The sequence below is a fragment of the Kineococcus sp. GCM10028916 genome, assembly GCF_042674865.1.
GTDB lineage: Bacteria > Actinomycetota > Actinomycetes > Actinomycetales > Kineococcaceae > Kineococcus.
In genome coordinates this window covers 383,049-400,569 of the sequence record NZ_JBHTFM010000001.1, presented here as the reverse complement: position 1 = coordinate 400,569, position 17,521 = coordinate 383,049, and the positions used below count along the sequence as shown (strand labels likewise).

Sequence of the window (17,521 nt, the reverse complement as noted above, 5' to 3'; positions counted from 1 at the left end):
CTTCCGTTTCGTGGTGTAGGTCCGGCGGACGCTTTCCGCCGTCCGACAACCACTGCTTCGGCACGTCCTCGCGATCCCTTGAACGCCCTTTCGGCCCAACCTTGACACATGCCGTGACCTTGTGCGTTCACTTCGTTACAGACAGTCGTCGAAACGGCTCAGCGGTACCGCTCCAGGGCGGCCAGGGCGCCGTTGCGCACGTCCACGGCCAGCTCCGGCGGGTCGACGACGCGGGCGCCGGCGCCGAGGCGCAGGAGCAGCCGGTGCACCCAGTGCGTATCCGCCGTGCGGAGCCTCACGCGCAGGGCGGCGTCCTCCCAGCCGTCCTCCGGCGCGTCCTCGACGGAGTCGACGGGGTAGTAGTCGACGACCCACGCGGCCTGCTGCGCCAGGTCGATGGTGACGACGAGGTCGTCCGGGCTGGGCTCGAACAGGTCGGAGCCCACGTCGCGCGAGACCGCCTGCGTCGGTGGGGTCCCGTCGACGTCGAGGACCTCGGCGGACTCGATCCGGTCGACCCGGAACAACCGGACGCCCTCGGCGCGGTGGCACCACGCCTCCAGGTACCAGCGTCCCTCCACGCTCACCAGCCGCATCGGGTCCACGTCGCGTTCCGTGCGCTCGTCCCGGCTCGGCACGAGGTAGCTCAGGTGCAGGCGCCGGTGCTCGCGCAGGGCGGCACGGCAGGTCTCGAGGACAGCGGCGCTCTCCTCCCCCGAGCTGACGTCGACGGTCACCGATCCCGCGGCCCGGCCCGCCTCCCCCGTCGCCTCCGACAGCTTCGCCATCGCCCCCTCAAGGGCCTCGCGGTCGTGCAGACCGGGGACCTGGGCCAGCGTGCGCAGACCCACGAGCAGGGCGACGGCCTCGTCGACGCCGAGTCGGGCCGGGCGCGCGATCGGGTCGGCGTTGGAGAGGTAGACCCGCCCGGAGTCCCAGCGGGCGTCGATGAGGTCGTCGGGCATGTGCCCGGGCGTCCCGCAGACGAAGAGCAGCTCCAGGTCGTGCACGAGGTCGTCGTCGCTGATGCCGAAGTGCTCCGAGGCCTCCTCCAGCGGGATGCCCTGGTGGGTGAGCAGGTAGGGGACCATCGCCAGCAGCCGCGACAGCCGCTCCGTCGACGCGCTGCCGCTCATGCGCCCGCCGCCCCACGGAGTCGGCGCACCACGGCGTCGCGCAGGTCCTGCGGTTCGAGGACCAGGACGTCCGCGCCGTAGCCGGCGATCTCGTCCGCGCTCACCTCCACGTCGCTGACCTCCACCACGACCACGTCCTCCCCGGATCCTGCCTCGACGCTGCGGGCCCGGCGCCGCAACGCCAGGCCGCTGCCCTCCGTGACCAGCAGCCGGGCTTCCCGGGGCGGCCGGACGGGTCCGATGCTGCCCGCGACGATCTCGCGCGGGTCGATGCCCTCGGGCACGTCGTAGCTGCCGGCCCGTCCGATCCGCTTGACCGCGGAGGCGACCCGGGACAGGCGGAAGACCCGCGAGTCCGCACGGTCCCGGTCGTGCCCGACGAGGTACCAGCGCCCGTGCCAGCTGACGATGGCCCACGGTTCGACGTGGCGGGTCGCAGGTTCGCCGCCGGCGCGGCGGTAGGTGAAGGACACCGGGGTCTTGTCGCGGGTCGCGGCGTAGAGGGGGTCGAAGGCGGGTTCCGCGGTGCGCACCCGCGGTTCCACGCCGATGAGGGAGCTCTCGTCGGGTTCGACGCCGAGGCTGCGCAGCTTCACCAGCGCGCGGGTCGCGGGGCCCGCGAGGCTCGCCTGCTGCCAGACCCGGCTGGCCAGCGAGAGGACGGCGAGCTCACCCGGGGTGAACCGGATCTCGGGCAGCGCGTAGGCCTCGCGGTCGATCCGGTAGCCGGCCTCGTCCTCGAACAACGGGTCCTCGCCGCCGGTGTCGAGGGGGACGCCGAGTTCGCGCAGGTCCTCCTTGTCGCGCTCGAACATCCGCTCGAAGGCGACGGTGGTGGCGCAGTCGGCGTACTGCGGGACGGCCGTGCGGATCTGCTCCTTGGTGAGCCAGCGGCGCGTCGCGGACAGCGCGATCACGAGGTTCAGCAGCCGTTCGGTGCGACGGGCTCCGCGGGCAGCCGCGGCCGCCCCACCCGGTGGGCTCGAGGACGTCGCAGGGGTCGTCGTCATGGTGAGCCGGACGCTACCGGAACCGCGCTCGGAAGCACCCTGCGTACGCTCGAAGCGTGACGATCCGGTGGCGTTCTGCAACTGTCCAGCGACTCGGGGCGTCGTGGCCCGGTTCCCAGGAGCTGTTCGCGACCCTCACGTCGGGGCCCGAGGCGGGCACCGAGGTGAAGGCCCTGGCCCACCCCGACCTCGTCGGCTCCCCGCAGCCGGGCGAGCGGGTGCTGCTCAACACCTCCGCGCTGGCCCGGGGCCTGGGGACGGGTGGCTACGCCCTCGTCGTCGCGCTGCCCGACGCGTTGCCCGCCGACCCGCCCGCCGGGCCCGGCCACCTCGTGAAGGCCCGCTACACCCCGCTGCAGACGATGGTCCTGGGCGTGGACGACCAGGAGTCGGAGCACCACGCCCTGCTCGCCGACGCCGACGACCTCGACGCCACCCCCGTCGTCGTCGCCGACCTGCACTCCGCACTGCCCGCGATCCTGGCCGGGGTCCGCGTCGAGGCCCCCGGCGCGAGGGTCGTCTACGTGATGACCGACGGCGGGGCGCTGCCGGCCGCGTTCTCCCGCGCCGTCGCCGGGCTGCGGGAGGCGGGGTGGCTCACCAGCTGCGTGAGCACGGGCCAGGCCTTCGGGGGCGACCTGGAGGCCTCGACCGTCCACACCGGCCTGCTGGCGGCGAAGCTCGTCGCGGGCGCCGACGTCGTCGTCGTCGCCCAAGGCCCCGGCAACCTGGGGACGGGATCGCGCTGGGGCTTCTCCGGCGTCGCCGTCGGTGAGGCCCTCAACGCCGCCGCCGTGCTGGGGGGACGCCCCGTCGCGGCCCTGCGGGTGTCCGAGGCCGACGCCCGCGACCGCCACCGCGGTGTCTCGCACCACACGCTCACCGCGGTCGGGCGTGTCGCCCTCGCCCCCGTCGACGTCGTCGTCCCCGACTCCCCCGGCGCCTTCTACGACGGCGTCCGCGACCAGGCCCGGTCCCTCTGCGGGCGCCACACCTACGTGGAGGTCCCCGGAGCCGGCCTCGACGAAGCCCTGGCCACGAGCCCCGTCCGCCTCTCGACCATGGGCCGCGGCCTCGACACCGACCGCGCCGCCTTCCTCACCGCCGCCGCCGCCGGCCGCCACGCCGCCCGCCTCCTCACCTCGTGAAGGGGAACGTGGTGCCCGGCCCCCGAAACCCGCCTGAGCGGGTCGGCGCCCTGGGGCCGCTCAGGAGTCCCACGAAGGTGACGCAGAAGGGCGGGTGAGGACCCTCCTCGTCGGATGTCCGAAGTGAGCGCCTGCGCGAGAACGTGAGTTCACGACGCGACGAGCGCGAACGGAGTATCCGACGAGGAGGGTCCTCACCCGCCCGGAAGCGAAGCAGACCGAAGGGACTAGCTGACGTCCACGAGGTCGACGACGAAGATCAGGGTTTCCCCACCCTTGATGGCGCCGCCGGCGCCGCGGTCCCCGTAGCCGAGGTGCGGCGGGATGACGAGCTTGCGTCGGCCGCCGACCTTCATGCCCAGCAGGCCCTGGTCCCAGCCCTTGATGACCATGCCCGCGCCGACGGGGAAGTCGAGCGGCTGGCCGCGGTTCCAGGAGGAGTCGAACTCCTCGCCGGTGCTGAAGGCGACGCCGACGTAGTGCGCGCTGACGGTCTTGCCGGGGGTGGCTTCGGTGCCGTCACCGACGATCTCGTCGGTGATCACGAGGTCGGCCGGCGGCTCGCCCTCGGGGAAGTCGATCTCGGGCTTGGTGCGTTCAGTCATGGTGGGAACCCTAACGTCAGCGTCGTCGGTGGGGACTCAGTAGCCGTCGAGGATGTCGACGACGAAGATCAGCGCACCGGCGGGCTGGCCGCCGGTGGGCTCGTCGCCGTAGGCCTTGGCGGCGGGGATGACGAGCAGCACGCGACTGCCGACGGTCTGGCCGATGAGGCCCTCGTCCCAGCCGGTGATGAGCTTGCCGACCCCGATCTGGGTCTCGAAGGCCTGGGAGGTCCACGAGGTCTGGAAGACCTTGCCGTCGGCCAGCGTCGCGCCGACGTACTGCATCTTGACGTTCATGCCCGGGGTCAGCGGGGCACCGGTGCCCTGGATGAGCGGTTGCACGATCGTGTCGGCGGGCGGGGTCGGGTTCGAGACGGTGAAGCCGGTGGGGACCTTCTTGTCGTCGTAGGTCACGACGGGGAGGTCCGCGGGCGGCGTCACCGGGGTGCCCTCGGCCATCGAGGGGATGACGCGGACGACGTCGGCGACCATGACGATGGTCGTGGAGGCGTCGACGTTCTCCTTGCCGAACTGGCTGACGGAGTTGCCGAACCCGTCGGCGGGGGCGATGGCGATGACGAGGCGGTCCCCGACCTTGGTCCCCACGAACCCGCGGGCGAGTCCCTTGGTGATCTCGGCGAGGGTGAAGCGGGCGTTGGTCTTGCCGTAGCTGGAGTCCAGCTTGTCGTGGGTGGAGCCGGCGTAGAGGACGTAGGCGAACTCGACCTCGTCGGTGGCCGTGACCTCGGCCCCGGTGCCGGGGGCGACGATCTTGCGCGAGGTCTGCGTGACGGTCAGCGGCGGGGTGAAGTCGACGGTCGGCTCGATCGTCGGGTTCACCTCACCGGTGACGGTCACGGCGAGCTTCTCGTCGTCGACGGCAGGTTCGATGGTGTTGGCGGACTCGGTCGCCGACGCGCTCTGCTCTGCCTCGGTGGGCGCGTCCCCCTCGGAGGCGCAGGCGCCGAGCAGGGTCATCGCCAGGGCGGCGGAGGCGGACAGGACGGCGGTACGGCGGCGCACGGAGGTCCTCACAGTCGTGACGGTCGAGGTGGAACTGCCTCACCCTAACCGTGGAGCCTGTGCCCGCGCCGCGAGACCGATCACATGCTGTCGATGAGCCGTTCCACACGGTCGTCGACGGCCTTGAACGGGTCCTTGCACAGGACGGTGCGCTGCGCCTGGTCGTTGAGCTTCAGGTGCACCCAGTCGACGGTGAAGTCGCGACGCTTCTCCTGCGCGGCGCGGACGAAGTCGCCCCGCAGCTTGGCGCGGGTCGTCTGCGGCGGGACGCTCATCGCCTCGAACACCTCAATGTCGGAGCAGACCCGGTCGGCCATCCCCCGGTCGGCGAGCATGTAGTGCAGGCCGCGCTTGCGGTGGATGTCGTGGTAGGCGAGGTCGAGGCGCGCGATGCGCGGCGACGTCAGCGGCAGGTCGTGCTTGGCCATGTAGCGGTCGAGCAGCTTCTTCTTGATGACCCAGTCGACCTCGTGGTCCACCAGGGAGAAGTCCTGCGTCGCGACGGCCCGCAGCGCCCGCTCCCACAGGTCCAGGACCCGCTTGACGTTGGGCGTCTGCAGTCCGCGGTGCTCGACGAACTCCTTGGCCTTCTCCAGGTACTCCTCCTGGATCTCCAGCGCGGAGGCCTCACGGCCGTTGGCGAGACGGACGGGTTTGCGCCCCGTCATGTCGTGACTGATCTCACGGATGGCCCGGATGGGGTTCTCCATGGTCATCTCCCGCAACGGGACGCCTTCCTCGACCATCCGCAGCACGAGGTCGGTGGCGCCGACCTTCAGCATCGTCGTGGTCTCGGACATGTTGGAGTCGCCGACGATCACGTGCAGGCGCCGGTAGCGCTCGGCGTCGGCGTGCGGTTCGTCGCGGGTGTTGATGATGGGGCGGCTGCGGGTGGTCGCGGAGGAGACGCCCTCCCAGATGTGGTCGGCGCGCTGGGAGAGGGAGTAGACCGCACCGCGGGGGGTCTGCACGACCTTGCCGGCGCCGACGATCAGCTGGCGCGAGACGAGGAAGGGGATGAGGACGTCGGAGAGGCGCCCGAACTCCCCGTGCCGCGACACCAGGTAGTTCTCGTGGCAGCCGTAGGAGTTGCCCGCGGAGTCGGTGTTGTTCTTGAAGAGGAACACCTCACCGGCGATCCCCTCCTCCTCGAGGCGTCGTTCGGCGTCGACGAGCAGGCCTTCGAGGGTCCGCTCCCCCGCCCGGTCGTGGACGACGAGCTGGCGGATGTCGTCGCACTCCGGTGAGGCGTACTCGGGGTGCGAGCCCACGTCGAGGTAGAGGCGTGCGCCGTTCTTCAGGAACACGTTGCTCGAACGTCCCCACGACACGACCTTGCGGAACAGGTAGCGGGCCACCTCGTCCGGGGACAGCTTGCGCTGTCCCTCGAACGCGCAGGTGACTCCGAACTCGGTCTCGATCCCGAAGATCCGGCGATCCATTTCCCCACCTTAGGCACTCGGGCGCCGTGCGGCGCAGCGAAACGCGTCGAGCCGACCGGAGCGGTCAGTCCGTCGGGGCGAGCAGTCCTGCGAGGACGGGACCGGTGAGGCGGCGGAACGTCCGCCGGTCGCGGGTGCGGTCGAGGACGGCGACCTCGAGGTGGTCGGGGGCGATCCGGCGCGGTCCGGAGCCGGCGGCCTCGGCCGCGGCGTCGGAGCCGAGGGCCTCGACGGCGAGCTGGACGGCCTCGGCCAGGGTGAGCCCGGCGTGCCAGCGTTCGCCGAGCTTGGTGGCGATCTGGTCGGCGGAACCGCCCATGGCGACGTAGCCGTGCTCGTCGGCGACGGACCCGTCGTAGGTGAGCCGGTAGATCTGGTCGGTCTCGGGGGTGCGTCCGACCTCGGCGACGACGAGTTCCACCTCGTAGGGCTTCGACTCGGTCGTGAAGATCGCCCCGAGGGTCTGCGCGTAGGCGTTGGCCAGGCCACGGGCGGTGACGTCGGAACGGTCGTAGGAGTAGCCGCGGACGTCGGCGTAGCGGACACCGGCGACGCGCAGGTTCTCGAACTCGTTGTACTTGCCGACGGCGGCGAAGGCGACGCGGTCGTAGATCTCGGAGATCTTGTGCAGCGCCCGGGAGGCGTTCTCGGAGACGAAGGCGATGCCGTCGGCGTGGGCGAGGACGACGACGGCGCGGCCGCGAGCGATGCCCTTGCGCGCGTAGTCGGCCTTGTCCTTCATCAACTGCTCGGGCGAGACGTAGAACGGGGTGCTCATCGTCAGTTCCCTCCGCCACCGTTGCCGGCGCTGATGCCGGGGTTGCCCCCGGGGTTGCCGCGCCGTCCGGCCACGACGGCCTCGACGACGGGTTCGAGTTCCTCGTCGGGGACGCGCCGGTAGCCCTCGAGGGTCGCGACGCCCACGACGGGCCAGATCTTGCGCAGCAGGTCCGGGCCGCCGGTGGCGGAGTCGTCGTCGGCTGCGTCCCAGAGGGATTCGATGGCGACGCGGATCGTCTCGGCCTCGGTCATGCCCGGGCGGTACAGCTTCTTCAGCGCACCGCGCGCGAAGATCGACCCCGACCCCACGGTGTGGTGGTCGCGTTCCTCCGACCGCCCGCCGGTCACGTCGTAGCCGATGATGCGGCCCCGGCCGGCGTCGAGGTCGTAGCCGGCGAAGAGCGGGACGACCGCGAGACCCTGCATGGCCATGCCGAGGTTGGCGCGGATCATCGTCGAGAGCCGGTTCGCCTTGCCCTCGAAGGACATCAGGGCGCCTTCGAGCTTCTCGAAGTGCTCGAGCTCCACCTGGAAGAGCCGGATCATCTCCACGGCCAGCCCGGCGACGCCGGCGATCCCGGCGCAGGAGTGCTCGTCGGTCTGGAAGACCTTCTGGATGTCGCGCTGGGCGATCGTGGGCCCGGCGGTGGCGCGGCGGTCACCGGCCATGACCACCCCGTCGGCGAAGACGAGGGCCACGATCGTCGTCGCGTGCGGCGCCTCGCCCGCACCGGGTCCCCCACCGGGCAGCGGTCCGGTGGTGGGCAGCGTGCGGGCGGAGGGGAGCATCTCCGGCGAGTACTCGCGGACGAAGTCGGTGAAGGACGAGGAACCGGGCCGCAGGAACGCGGCGGGCAACCGTCCTGACTGATCGCTGGAGTGGTTCACCCTTCGGACCCTACCCGGCGCCTCCGCAACGTGCCGGGAGAGCCGGGTGGGACACGAGGGGCTCGCGCCGGGGGTGGCAGGGGCTACTGCCCGCCCTTCTGGACGAAGCCGCGCACGAACTCCTCGGAGTTGGACTCCAGGACCTCGTCGATCTCGTCGAGCAGCGCGTCGACGTCGGCGTCGGTCTCCTTGGTCTGGGCGCTGGCGCTGCCCTGCGCGGGGACGGCGGGGGTCTCCTCGACCTCCTCCTCGCGGCGGCTCGGGCGCTGCTGCTCCTGTCCAGGCATCGGCTGGCTCCCTCTGACGGCTCGGCCTCCCGGGTCCTGCGACCCGGGTCGTGTTCCGACACTAACCCCGCCACGCCCGCCCGGCGCGGAAGTGCGGCCCGCGTCACCCGTTGGTGAGGGCGGCCACGAGTTGTTCCGCGGTCTCGCAGCGGTCCAGCAGCGCCCCGACGTGCTCCTTGGTGCCCCGCAACGGCTCGAGGGTGGGGACGCGCTGCAGGGCGCCCCGCCCGGCGATGTCGAAGATCACCGAGTCCCAGCTGGCCGCCGCGACGCGCGGGCCGTAGCGGGCCAGGCACTCCCCGCGGAAGTAGGCACGGGTGTCGGTCGGGGGGTGCTCCACGGCGCGGGCGACGTCGGCGGGGTCCAGGAGGCGCTCGACCTGGCCGCGTTCGGCGAGCTTGAGGTAGAGGCCCTTCTCGGGCCGGATGTCGGACCACTGCAGGTCCACCGCGGCCAGGCGGGCGTGGTCCCAGTCCAGGCCGTCGCGGGAGCGGTAGCCCTCGAGCAGGCGCAGCTTCGCGATCCAGTCGACCTCGCGGGCCGCGGAGAACACGTCGGTCTCCAGCTTGGTGAGGATCTGCTCCCACCGGGTGAGGACCTCGACGGTGTCGGCGTCCGCGTCGTCGCCGTAGCGGTCGGCGACGAAGGCCTGCGCGGCCTCCAGGTAGGCCCGCTGCAGCTGCACCGCGGTCATCCGGCGCCCGTCGCGCAACCGGACGAGGTGGGTGAGGCCGGGGTCGTGGGAGACCTCGTGCAGGGCGCGGACGGGTTCGGCGAGCTGCAGGTTCCCGGCGGGGCCCCCGTCGAGCGCTCCCGCCTCGAGCATGGCCAGGACCAGGGAGGTCGTGCCGATCTTGAGCAGCGTCGCGACCTCGCACATCGTCGCGTCGCCGATGATCACGTGCAGCCGGCGGTACTTCTCCACGGTGGCGTGCGGTTCGTCGCGGGTGTTGATGATCGGGCGCTTCATGGTGGTCTCCAGCCCCACCTCGACCTCGAAGAAGTCCGCGCGCTGGCTGATCTGGAACCCGGGCCGGGCGGAGTCCTGCCCGATCCCCACTCGACCGGCCCCGGTGAACACCTGACGGGAGACGAAGAAGGGGGTGAGGTGGCGCACGACGTCGGTGAAGGACGTCGAGCGGTTCATCAGGTAGTTCTCGTGGGTGCCGTAGGAGGCGCCCTTGCCGTCGGTGTTGTTCTTGTAGATCGTCACCGGGGTCAGCCCGGGCGTCGCCGCGACCCGGCGCAGCGCGTCGAGGAGGATCAGCTCCCCCGCCCGGTCCCACAGCACCGCGTCGCGCGGGGTGAGGATCTCGGGTGAGGAGTACTCGGGGTGGGCGTGGTCGACGTAGAACCGGGCCCCGTTGGTGAGGATGACGTTGGCCATCGTCGGGTCCTCGGTCTCCGCGGTGACGACGTCGGAGGCGTTGGGCGCGGCCCGCCTCGTCCCCGGCGAACGGCCCGGCGCGTCGGTCAGCTGCGAGGGGTGGGCCTTGCCGCGGTCGATCTCGTAGCCACGCGCGTCGCGCAGCGGCGCCTCGTCCTCGTAGTCCCAGCGGGCCCGCGAACCGCCCGTGAGGGAGCTGCGCATCGAGCCCGTCGCGGGTGAGGCGTAGGCGTTGACGACCTGGGCCGAGAGCAGCATCGGGTTGGCGCCCGGGTCCCCCGGCACCGAGATGCCGTACTCGGTCTCGATCCCGGTCACGCGCCTGACTGTCATGCCGAGGACCCTATGCGGCGCCCTGCGCGCGGGGCGCGACGGCTACTCCGTGCGCAGCGCGACGACCGGGTCCAGGCGTCCCGCCCGACGCGCCGGGAACACCCCGAAGAAGATGCCGACGGCCGCGGAGACGACGAACGCCACCACCGGGCTCCACCACTCGATCGACGCCGGCAGCGGGGAGAGCTGGTTCACCGCGATCGACCCGGCCACCCCGATGAGGATGCCGATGATCCCGCCGACGCTGGTCAGCAGGACGGCCTCGACGAGGAACTGCACCAGGACGTCGCGCTGGCGGGCGCCGAGGGCCTTGCGCAGCCCGATCTCCCGGGTCCGTTCGCGCACCGAGACGAGCATGATGTTGGAGACCCCGACACCCCCCACGAGCAGCGAGATCCCCGCGATCGCGGCCAGCACCGCCGTCAGCAGCCCGAGGATCTGGCCGATGACGCCGAGGATCTGGGTCTGGGTGACCGCGCTGAACGTCTGGTCCGGGTACTGCGCCTTCATCGCCCGCCACAGCTTGTCCGACAGCGCCGGGACGACGTCGGAGGACGGCGCCTTCACCGCGAACGCGTCGACCCGGTCGAGGGAGAACAACCGCTGGGCCGTGGTGATCGGGATGTGGATCTCGTTGTCCTGGGAGACCCCGAAGCTCTCCCCCTTCTCCCGCAGCACCCCGATCACCTGGAAGCGGGTGCCCGCCACCGTGATCTGGCGGCCCAGCGGGTCCGCGCCGGGGAAGAGGTTCTGCGCCGCCTGCGAGCCCAGCACCGCGACCCGGCGGCGGGCGTCGACGTCGACGGAGGTGAAGTACTGGCCCTCGGCGACCGGGCGGGTCAGGACCCGGGGCAGGTTCTGGTCCGCGCCCTGGATGGTGACGAACCGCTCGACCGTCCCGGCCCGCACCTGCGCGCCCGTGGAGACCCGCGCCGTGACGGCGCTCTCGTCGCCGACCACGTCGGCGAGGACCTTGCCGTCCTGGACCTGCATCGTCGACGTCGAGGGCGCGTTGGAACCGAGGTTGTTGGTGTCGAACTGCCCGGGCACCACGAGGATCAGGTTGGAGCCGAGACCCTCGACCTGGGACTCGATCTGGTTGCGCGCCCCGGACCCGATGGAGACCACGACGATGACGGCGGCGATGCCGATGATGATGCCGAGCATCGTGAGCAGGCTACGCATCCGGTTGCCGCGCAACGCGTCCAGTGCGACGCGGAACGCTTCGAAGCCCTTCACGCGTCGGCTCCGTCCGCCGTGTCGCGCTCCACCAGGCCGTCACGCACCCGGACCTGACGGCGCGCCCGGCCGGCGACCTCGTCGTCGTGGGTGACGAGCACCACCGCGACGCCCCGGGCGGAGTTCAGCTCCTCCAGGATGCGCATCACCTCGGCCCCGTTCTTGGAGTCGAGGTTGCCGGTGGGTTCGTCGGCGAGCAGGATCCGCGGTTCGCCGACCAGCGCCCGTGCGATCGCCACCCGCTGCTGCTCACCGCCGGACATCTGGGTGGGCCGGTGGGTCAGGCGGTGCCCCAGGTTCACCGCCTTCAACGCCTCGGCCGCCATGTCGCGCCGCTCGCTGCCCTTGACGCCGCGGTACAGCAGCGGCAACGCCACGTTGTCGATCGCGCTGGAGCGCGGCAGCAGCTGGAAGGCCTGGAACACGAACCCGATCTCCTTGTTGCGCAGCTCCGCGAGCTCCGCGTCGCCCAGGTCGGCGATGTTGCGCCCACCGACGCGCAGGACCCCCGACGTCGGACGGTCCAGGCAGCCCAGCAGGTGCATCAGCGTCGACTTGCCCGACCCGCTGGGGCCCACGATCGCGGCGTACTCCCCCTCCGCGACGGTGAAGGTCACCCCCCGCAGCGCGTCGACCGTCGTGTCCCCGAAGCGGTAGGACCGGGTGACCTCGACCGCCTCGATCGCGGCCGCGCGCAGCGTCGGGTGGTGCTCGGGGGACGGGATCAGCGCGTGCTCCTGGTCGTGGGTCTCGTGGCTCTCGTGGGTGTCCTGCGGGTGGCCCGTGTCGGGACGGGTCACGAGACCTGCTGTCCCTGCTTCACGCCGGCCGCGCCCTCGGTGACGACCTCCTCGCCGCCGTCGAGACCCTTGGTGATCTCCACGTCGGTCTCCCCCCGGACCCCCACGGTCACCGCGCGCCGCTCCGCCTTGCCGCCGGAGACGATCCAGACGGTGTCGGAGTCCTTCGCGCCGTTGTCGGACCCGGCCCGCACCACGGCCGCGGCCGGGACCTCCACGACGCCGTCCACCTCCTGCACGACCAGCGACACCGTCGCCGACATGCCCGGCAGCGGCGTCGCCGCCGGGGTGCCGTCGCTGCCCGTCCCGCCGTCGTAGCTCAGGCGGACCGTGTACGTCACCGAGCTCCCGCCGCCACCCTTGGGCGTCGGGTCGATGCTCGTGACCGTCCCGTGGTACTTCGCCCCGGGCACCGCGTCGATGTTCACGTCGGCTCCGATCCCCGGCTTCACCGTCAGCACGTCCGTCTCGTCGACGTCCGCGGTCAGGCTCAGCGTCGACGCGTCGATGACGTTGAGCACCGTCGCCCCCGAGGACACGGCCGCGCCCTGCGCCAGCACCGGGGCACCCGCCGCGCCGGAGTCCGACCCGGCGGCCGCGGCGGGCAACGACACCCCGCTGCCCGCCAGCAGCGCCTCGGCCCCCGCGGGCAGGTTCGCCGATCCTGAACCCCCCGTCGCGGACAGCGACACCTTCCCCGAGATCGGCGCCTTCACCACCAGGGCGTCCACCGTGGCCTGCGCCGCGGAGACCGCCGCCCGCGTCTGCACGCGCTGGGCCTGACCCAACGACGACACCGCCGTGTCCAGGTTCCCCAGCCCCGCGTTCACCTGGTCCACCAGGGCCTGCGTCTGCGAGGCCAGCAGCTGGTACTGCGTCCGCGAGGACTGCACGGCCGCCAGCGCCGCCGCCCGCGCCGCGGGGTCCGCGATGGCCTGCGCCTGGGTCTCCGCCTCGGAGAAGCGCGCCGCCGCGTCCGCCGCCGCCTTGCGCTGCTGCGCAGCCACCTGCGAGGCGCTCTTCGCCGAGCCGGACCCCGAGGACCCCGACGCCGCGGCGTCCTCGTCGGCCTGCTTCGCCTGCGCCAGGTTCGACACCGCCGACGGGGAGTCGATCGTCATCAGCACGTCACCGGCCGCGACCTGCTGGCCGTCGCTCACGTTCAACGTCGCCACCGTCCCCGCCGCCGGGGACTTCACCACCGCCGAGGCCCGCGGCTGCACCGTCCCCGGCGCGTCGACGATCTCCGCGACGTCACCCCGGGCGACGGTCGCCGTCGACAACGCCGGAGCCTCGTCCTCGCTGCACGCCGAGGCGACCAGCACGAAGGAGGCTCCGACGGCGACGGCGGACAGGGCACGGAGGGGACGCCGGGACGGGCGCGGAGTCGTGAGGTGGGCTCGCACCTGGTCACACTAGGGCTTGCCCGAGCGTCCACGGGTCCACCTCAGGCGTGGTCTTCGACACCTGCCCCTCCCCCCTGGGTCGCACCCCGGACACCGGTCCCTACCCTCGAACGGGTGAGCACTCCGGGCCAGGAACTCGTCGACCTCTACGACCCGACGGACCGTGCCGGACGGGTCACCGGGAGTGCCCCGCGCGCCGAGGTCCGCGCCCGCAACCTCCCCCACGCCGCCACCGGCGTCCTGCTGCGCGACCCCGCCACCGGCCACGTCTTCGTGCACCGCCGCACCGACGTCAAGGACCTCAACCCCGGCGCCCACGACTGCCTCGCCGGTGGCGTCGTCGACGCCGGCGAGACCCCCCTGCACGCCGCCCACCGCGAACTGCGCGAAGAACTCGGCGTCGACGCCGACCTGCGCCCCGTCACCACCACCTGGTACCGCGACGACACCGCCCACTACCTCGCCCACGTCTACGACGCCGACTGGGACGGGACCCCCCTCACCCTGCAACCCAGCGAGATCGCCGCCGGCTGGTGGGAGGACCCCGCCACCCTGCGCGACCGCCTCGAGGACCCCACCTGGCCCTTCGTCCCCGACACCCGCGCCCTCCTCGCCGCCTGGCCGGGCTGGTGGGAGACCGGACGCACGGAAGGCCGCCCCCGCTGACGGGGACGGCCCTGCGCACCACCGGAGGAGCGGCGACCTACAGGTACTGGCCGGTGTTGGCGACCGTGTCGATCGAGCGGCCCGCCTCCGTGCCCTTCTTCCCCTGCATCAACGTGCGGATGAAGACGATCCGCTCACCCTTCTTGCCCGAGATCCGGGCCCAGTCGTCCGGGTTCGTCGTGTTCGGCAGGTCCTCGTTCTCCTTGAACTCGTCCACGCACGCACTCATCAGGTGATCCACCCGCACCCCCTTCTGGTTCAGGGTCAGCAGGTCCTTGATCGCCATCTTCTTCGCCCGGTCCACGATGTTCTGGATCATCGCGCCCGAGTTGAAGTCCTTGTAGTACAGGACCTCCTTGTCACCGCCCGCGTACGTCACCTCGAGGAACTCGTTCTCCTCGCTCTCGGTGTACATCCGCTCCACCGTCGCCCGGATCATCGCCTCGACCGTGAGCTGCTTCGTCCCCCCGTTCACCGCGACGTCGTCCGCGTGCAACGGGAGGTCCGGCGTCAGGTACTTCGCGAAGATCTGCCCCGCGCTCTCGGCGTCCGGACGCTCGATCTTGATCTTCACGTCCAGCCGGCCCGGACGCAGGATCGCCGGGTCGATCATGTCCTCCCGGTTCGAGGCGCCGATCACGATGACGTTCTCCAGACGCTCCACCCCGTCCAGCTCCGACAGCAGCTGCGGCACGATCGTCGTCTCCACGTCCGAGGACACCCCCGACCCGCGGGTCCGGAACAACGACTCCATCTCGTCGAAGAACACCACCACCGGCGTCCCGGCGCTCGCCTTCTCCCGCGCCCGGGCGAAGATCAGCCGGATGTGGCGCTCGGTCTCGCCGACGTACTTGTTCAGCAGCTCCGGGCCCTTGATGTTCAGGAAGTAGCTCTTGGCCTGGCTCTCGCCCCGCAGCTCCGCGGCCTTCTTGGCCAGCGAGTTCGCGACGGCCTTCGCGATGAGCGTCTTCCCGCACCCGGGCGGGCCGTAGAGCAGGATCCCCTTCGGCGGACGCAGACCGTGCTCGCGGAACAGGTCCGCGTGCAGGAACGGCAGCTCCACCGCGTCGCGGATCGCCTCGATCTGCGGCCCGAGGCCACCGATGTCCTCGTAGTCGATGTCCGGGACCTCTTCGAGGACCAGTTCCTCGACCTCGGCCTTCGGGATCCGCTCGAAGGCGAACCCGGACCGGGTGTCGATGGTCAGGGAGTCCCCGATCCGCAGCGGGCCGTCCATCAACGGACCGGCCAGGCGCACGACGCGTTCCTCGTCGGCGCGCGCGAGCACCAGGACCCGGCCGTCGGGCAGGATCTCCTTGACCGAGGCGAGCTCGCCCGTGCGCTCGTAGTCGAACGCCGCCACCACGTTCATGGCCTCGTTGACCATCACGTCCTGGCCGGGCTTCAACGAGTCCAGGTCGATCGCCGGGCTCACCGCCACCCGCATCCGCCGACCCGCCGACATGATGTCGGCGGTGCCTTCACCGGCGGCCTCCAGGAACGTCGCGAACTGCGCGGGCGGCTGACCGAGGCGGTCCACCTCCGACTTCAGCGCGACGATCTGGTCCCGTGCCTCACGCAGCGTCGTGGCGAGGCGGTCGTTCTGGGCACTGACCTGAGCGAGTCGGGTCCGGGCGGCTCCGAGCTGTTCCTCGAGAGCGGTGAGGTGGCGGGCGTCCCGCTCACCTCCGCCGCCGAAGCGGCGCTGGGGCTCCGTCATGGCGCATCTCCCCTCTGGGTGGATGCGTTCGACAGTAACCCGCAGACCCGGGATCGCGCGGTGGATTCGACGTCGGCGCGTTGCCGGCCGGTCACCGAGGGCGCCGCACCACGAACGTGACGTGCGTCTGCGGCCACGCCAGCTCCGCACCCGTCACCGCGTCCCGCAACGACGCCCCCACCGACAGCCGGTTCTCCACCAGCCACTCGTTGCGCCACGCCCCGCTCACCGGCTCCACCCCGAACCCCACCCCCTCCAGCAGCTCGACCCAGTCCGGCCACGTCATGTCGCAGAACCGCTCGTGGCACTCCGAGAGCCAGCTGTCCACGTAGTCGCGCGTGGTGAGGAACTCCATCGCCGCCCGCAGGGTCAGCTCCGCCACCCCGTCCCCGACCCACCGCACGTCGCACCGCCCGCCGGAGAGCGCCGGGAAGTCCTGCGCGAACTGCACCAGCCGCTCCGCCGGCGACATCGCGCCCACCACGGCCGCCACGTCCCCACCGTCCAGACCGGCCAGGTCCCACGGCGCCACCCCCGCACCGACCCCGTCCAGCACCAGGTGCACCAGCCGGTCCCCCTCCCGCGGACCCAGCACGTCGGAGCAGACCCACACCCCGCCCGGTGCCGTGTGCTCGAAGATCCGCTCCGCCAACCGCTCCAGGTCCGCCCGCCCCGCGCCGTAGCTGGCGATCTCGTGGGTCAGGGCCACCGTCAGCGTCGTGCTCACCGACGCCACCGGGAAGACCGCCGAGCGCAACAGGTTGCGCTGGGCGAAGAAGACGTTGGGGTGGGCGAACACCCCCTGCGCCCGGCGGTGCTCCGCCTCCGCCACCAGGTGCCGCGACACGTCCACCCCGTAGAGGTCCGACTCCGCCAACCGCGGGTCCCGAGCCGCCCGCTCCAGCAGACCCCCCGCCGCGCAGCCCAGGTCCACCACCCGCCCCGGCTCCACGAACGGCGACACCAGCTCCCACTTGCGGTCGGAGGCGTCGTCGAAGGCCGCCGTGTAGCTGCGGTAGTCCCGCGTCGACGTCAGGTCCCCCTCCGTCGAGACCGTCGGGTCCGCGTGGATCAACGCCACCTGCGCCGCCAGCCCGTACCGGTCGTAGAAGCGCACCACCTCCGGGTGCGCCAGCTCCCGCCACCGCGCGTCCCCCGCGGCCACCATCTCCAGCACGTCCCACGGACGCGCCGGACCCGCCGGGTCCCCGTCCTCCACCGCCACCACCCGGAACCCCAGCTCCGCGTACATCGCCGCGACCCCCGGGGTCGAGCACGCCAGCACCGTGTCCTCCGGGGTGGCCGCGACCCCCGTGGACAGCTCCACGCTCGCCAGCACCGTCCGCGCGAACCGCGGACTGGCCGGGACGTCCGCGACCGGCGCCACCAACGACGCCAACCCCTCCACCGCGGACACCCGCTCCACCATCGCCTCGCGCCGATGACCCGGGAGGGGGTTCCGCCTCGTCCCGCTGTGCGTCGCCGACGTGATCGCCCACACCACGTCCGCGTCGACCGCGCACACCACCGCAACCCCCGCGGAGTCCGCGAGCTCCCCGGCCAGCAGGGCCCGCAGGTAGCGCGTCTGGAAGGACGTCACGAGGTGGTGGCGGCCGGGGAACAGGACGTGACGCACGACGAGGGACACGCC

Annotated in this window: 16 protein-coding genes; 2 read left to right on the top strand and 14 right to left on the bottom strand. The window is 72.0% G+C overall.

Translation table 11 applies throughout. The annotated features are described in order from the left end of the window. Positions 1 to 158: 158 nt before the first annotated feature. Together ACFQ46_RS01930 and ACFQ46_RS01925 are read right to left on the bottom strand one after the other, a co-directional pair. Positions 159 to 1,136, bottom strand: a complete 978-nt coding sequence (locus ACFQ46_RS01930; RefSeq protein WP_380256626.1) for a helix-turn-helix transcriptional regulator — start codon at positions 1,134 to 1,136, stop codon at positions 159 to 161. Continuing rightward, complete coding sequence (locus ACFQ46_RS01925; RefSeq protein WP_380256624.1) at positions 1,133 to 2,146, bottom strand: helix-turn-helix transcriptional regulator; 1,014 nt, start codon at positions 2,144 to 2,146, stop codon at positions 1,133 to 1,135. The genes ACFQ46_RS01930 and ACFQ46_RS01925 overlap by 4 nt, the downstream gene beginning before the upstream one ends. Positions 2,147 to 2,202: 56 nt before the next feature. On the opposite strand from ACFQ46_RS01925, the gene ACFQ46_RS01920 reads away from it, so the two are divergent. Next, on the top strand, positions 2,203 to 3,294 hold the full coding sequence (locus ACFQ46_RS01920; RefSeq protein ID WP_380256622.1) for a DUF3866 family protein: 1,092 nt from the start codon (positions 2,203 to 2,205) through the stop codon (positions 3,292 to 3,294). Between the two features lie 227 nt (positions 3,295 to 3,521). On the opposite strand, the gene ACFQ46_RS01915 is transcribed toward ACFQ46_RS01920, so the two are convergent. The 10 genes from ACFQ46_RS01915 to ACFQ46_RS01870 all read right to left on the bottom strand — a co-directional run bounded on the left by ACFQ46_RS01915 (position 3,522) and on the right by ACFQ46_RS01870 (position 13,484). Further along, complete coding sequence (locus tag ACFQ46_RS01915) at positions 3,522 to 3,899, bottom strand: FKBP-type peptidyl-prolyl cis-trans isomerase (protein ID WP_328296108.1); 378 nt, start codon at positions 3,897 to 3,899, stop codon at positions 3,522 to 3,524. Between the two features lie 36 nt (positions 3,900 to 3,935). Further along, the gene (locus ACFQ46_RS01910; RefSeq protein WP_380256620.1) at positions 3,936 to 4,934 is read right to left on the bottom strand and encodes an FKBP-type peptidyl-prolyl cis-trans isomerase; all 999 of its coding nucleotides are present in this window, start codon (positions 4,932 to 4,934) and stop codon (positions 3,936 to 3,938) included. A gap of 68 nt (positions 4,935 to 5,002) precedes the next feature. Beyond that, positions 5,003 to 6,364 (bottom strand): Pup--protein ligase, encoded by a 1,362-nt coding sequence (pafA, locus tag ACFQ46_RS01905; protein WP_380256618.1) that lies wholly within the window; start codon positions 6,362 to 6,364, stop codon positions 5,003 to 5,005. 64 nt (positions 6,365 to 6,428) lie between these two features. Continuing rightward, positions 6,429 to 7,142 carry a proteasome subunit alpha gene (gene prcA, locus ACFQ46_RS01900; RefSeq protein ID WP_380256616.1) on the bottom strand — a complete coding sequence of 238 codons (714 nt, stop codon included), beginning with the start codon at positions 7,140 to 7,142 and terminating at the stop codon, positions 6,429 to 6,431. Positions 7,143 to 7,144: 2 nt separating this feature from the next. Further along, on the bottom strand, positions 7,145 to 8,032 hold the full coding sequence (gene prcB / locus ACFQ46_RS01895) for a proteasome subunit beta (RefSeq protein WP_380256614.1): 888 nt from the start codon (positions 8,030 to 8,032) through the stop codon (positions 7,145 to 7,147). 83 nt (positions 8,033 to 8,115) lie between these two features. Next, on the bottom strand, positions 8,116 to 8,319 hold the full coding sequence (locus ACFQ46_RS01890; RefSeq protein WP_328296103.1) for a ubiquitin-like protein Pup: 204 nt from the start codon (positions 8,317 to 8,319) through the stop codon (positions 8,116 to 8,118). Positions 8,320 to 8,422: 103 nt separating this feature from the next. Beyond that, a complete protein-coding gene (gene dop, locus ACFQ46_RS01885; RefSeq protein WP_380256612.1) occupies positions 8,423 to 10,039 on the bottom strand; it encodes a depupylase/deamidase Dop in 1,617 nt (538 codons plus the stop codon). A gap of 42 nt (positions 10,040 to 10,081) precedes the next feature. Then, a complete protein-coding gene (locus tag ACFQ46_RS01880) occupies positions 10,082 to 11,278 on the bottom strand; it encodes an ABC transporter permease (protein ID WP_380256610.1) in 1,197 nt (398 codons plus the stop codon). Then, on the bottom strand, positions 11,275 to 11,976 hold the full coding sequence (locus tag ACFQ46_RS01875; RefSeq protein ID WP_380256796.1) for an ABC transporter ATP-binding protein: 702 nt from the start codon (positions 11,974 to 11,976) through the stop codon (positions 11,275 to 11,277). Before ACFQ46_RS01875 ends, ACFQ46_RS01880 begins: the two co-directional genes overlap by 4 nt. Before the next feature lie 98 nt (positions 11,977 to 12,074). Then, positions 12,075 to 13,484, bottom strand: coding sequence for an efflux RND transporter periplasmic adaptor subunit (locus ACFQ46_RS01870; RefSeq protein ID WP_380256608.1), 1,410 nt, complete (start codon positions 13,482 to 13,484; stop codon positions 12,075 to 12,077). Between the two features lie 114 nt (positions 13,485 to 13,598). On the opposite strand from ACFQ46_RS01870, the gene ACFQ46_RS01865 reads away from it, so the two are divergent. Next, on the top strand, positions 13,599 to 14,150 hold the full coding sequence (locus tag ACFQ46_RS01865) for an NUDIX domain-containing protein (RefSeq protein ID WP_380256606.1): 552 nt from the start codon (positions 13,599 to 13,601) through the stop codon (positions 14,148 to 14,150). Between the two features lie 37 nt (positions 14,151 to 14,187). On the opposite strand, the gene arc is transcribed toward ACFQ46_RS01865, so the two are convergent. Both arc and ACFQ46_RS01855 read right to left on the bottom strand, forming a co-directional pair. Then, on the bottom strand, positions 14,188 to 15,870 hold the full coding sequence (arc, locus tag ACFQ46_RS01860; protein ID WP_380256604.1) for a proteasome ATPase: 1,683 nt from the start codon (positions 15,868 to 15,870) through the stop codon (positions 14,188 to 14,190). Positions 15,871 to 15,961: 91 nt separating this feature from the next. Continuing rightward, positions 15,962 to 17,518: a class I SAM-dependent methyltransferase gene (locus ACFQ46_RS01855; protein WP_380256602.1), complete on the bottom strand. Its 1,557-nt coding sequence runs from the start codon at positions 17,516 to 17,518 to the stop codon at positions 15,962 to 15,964. Positions 17,519 to 17,521 lie beyond the last annotated feature (3 nt).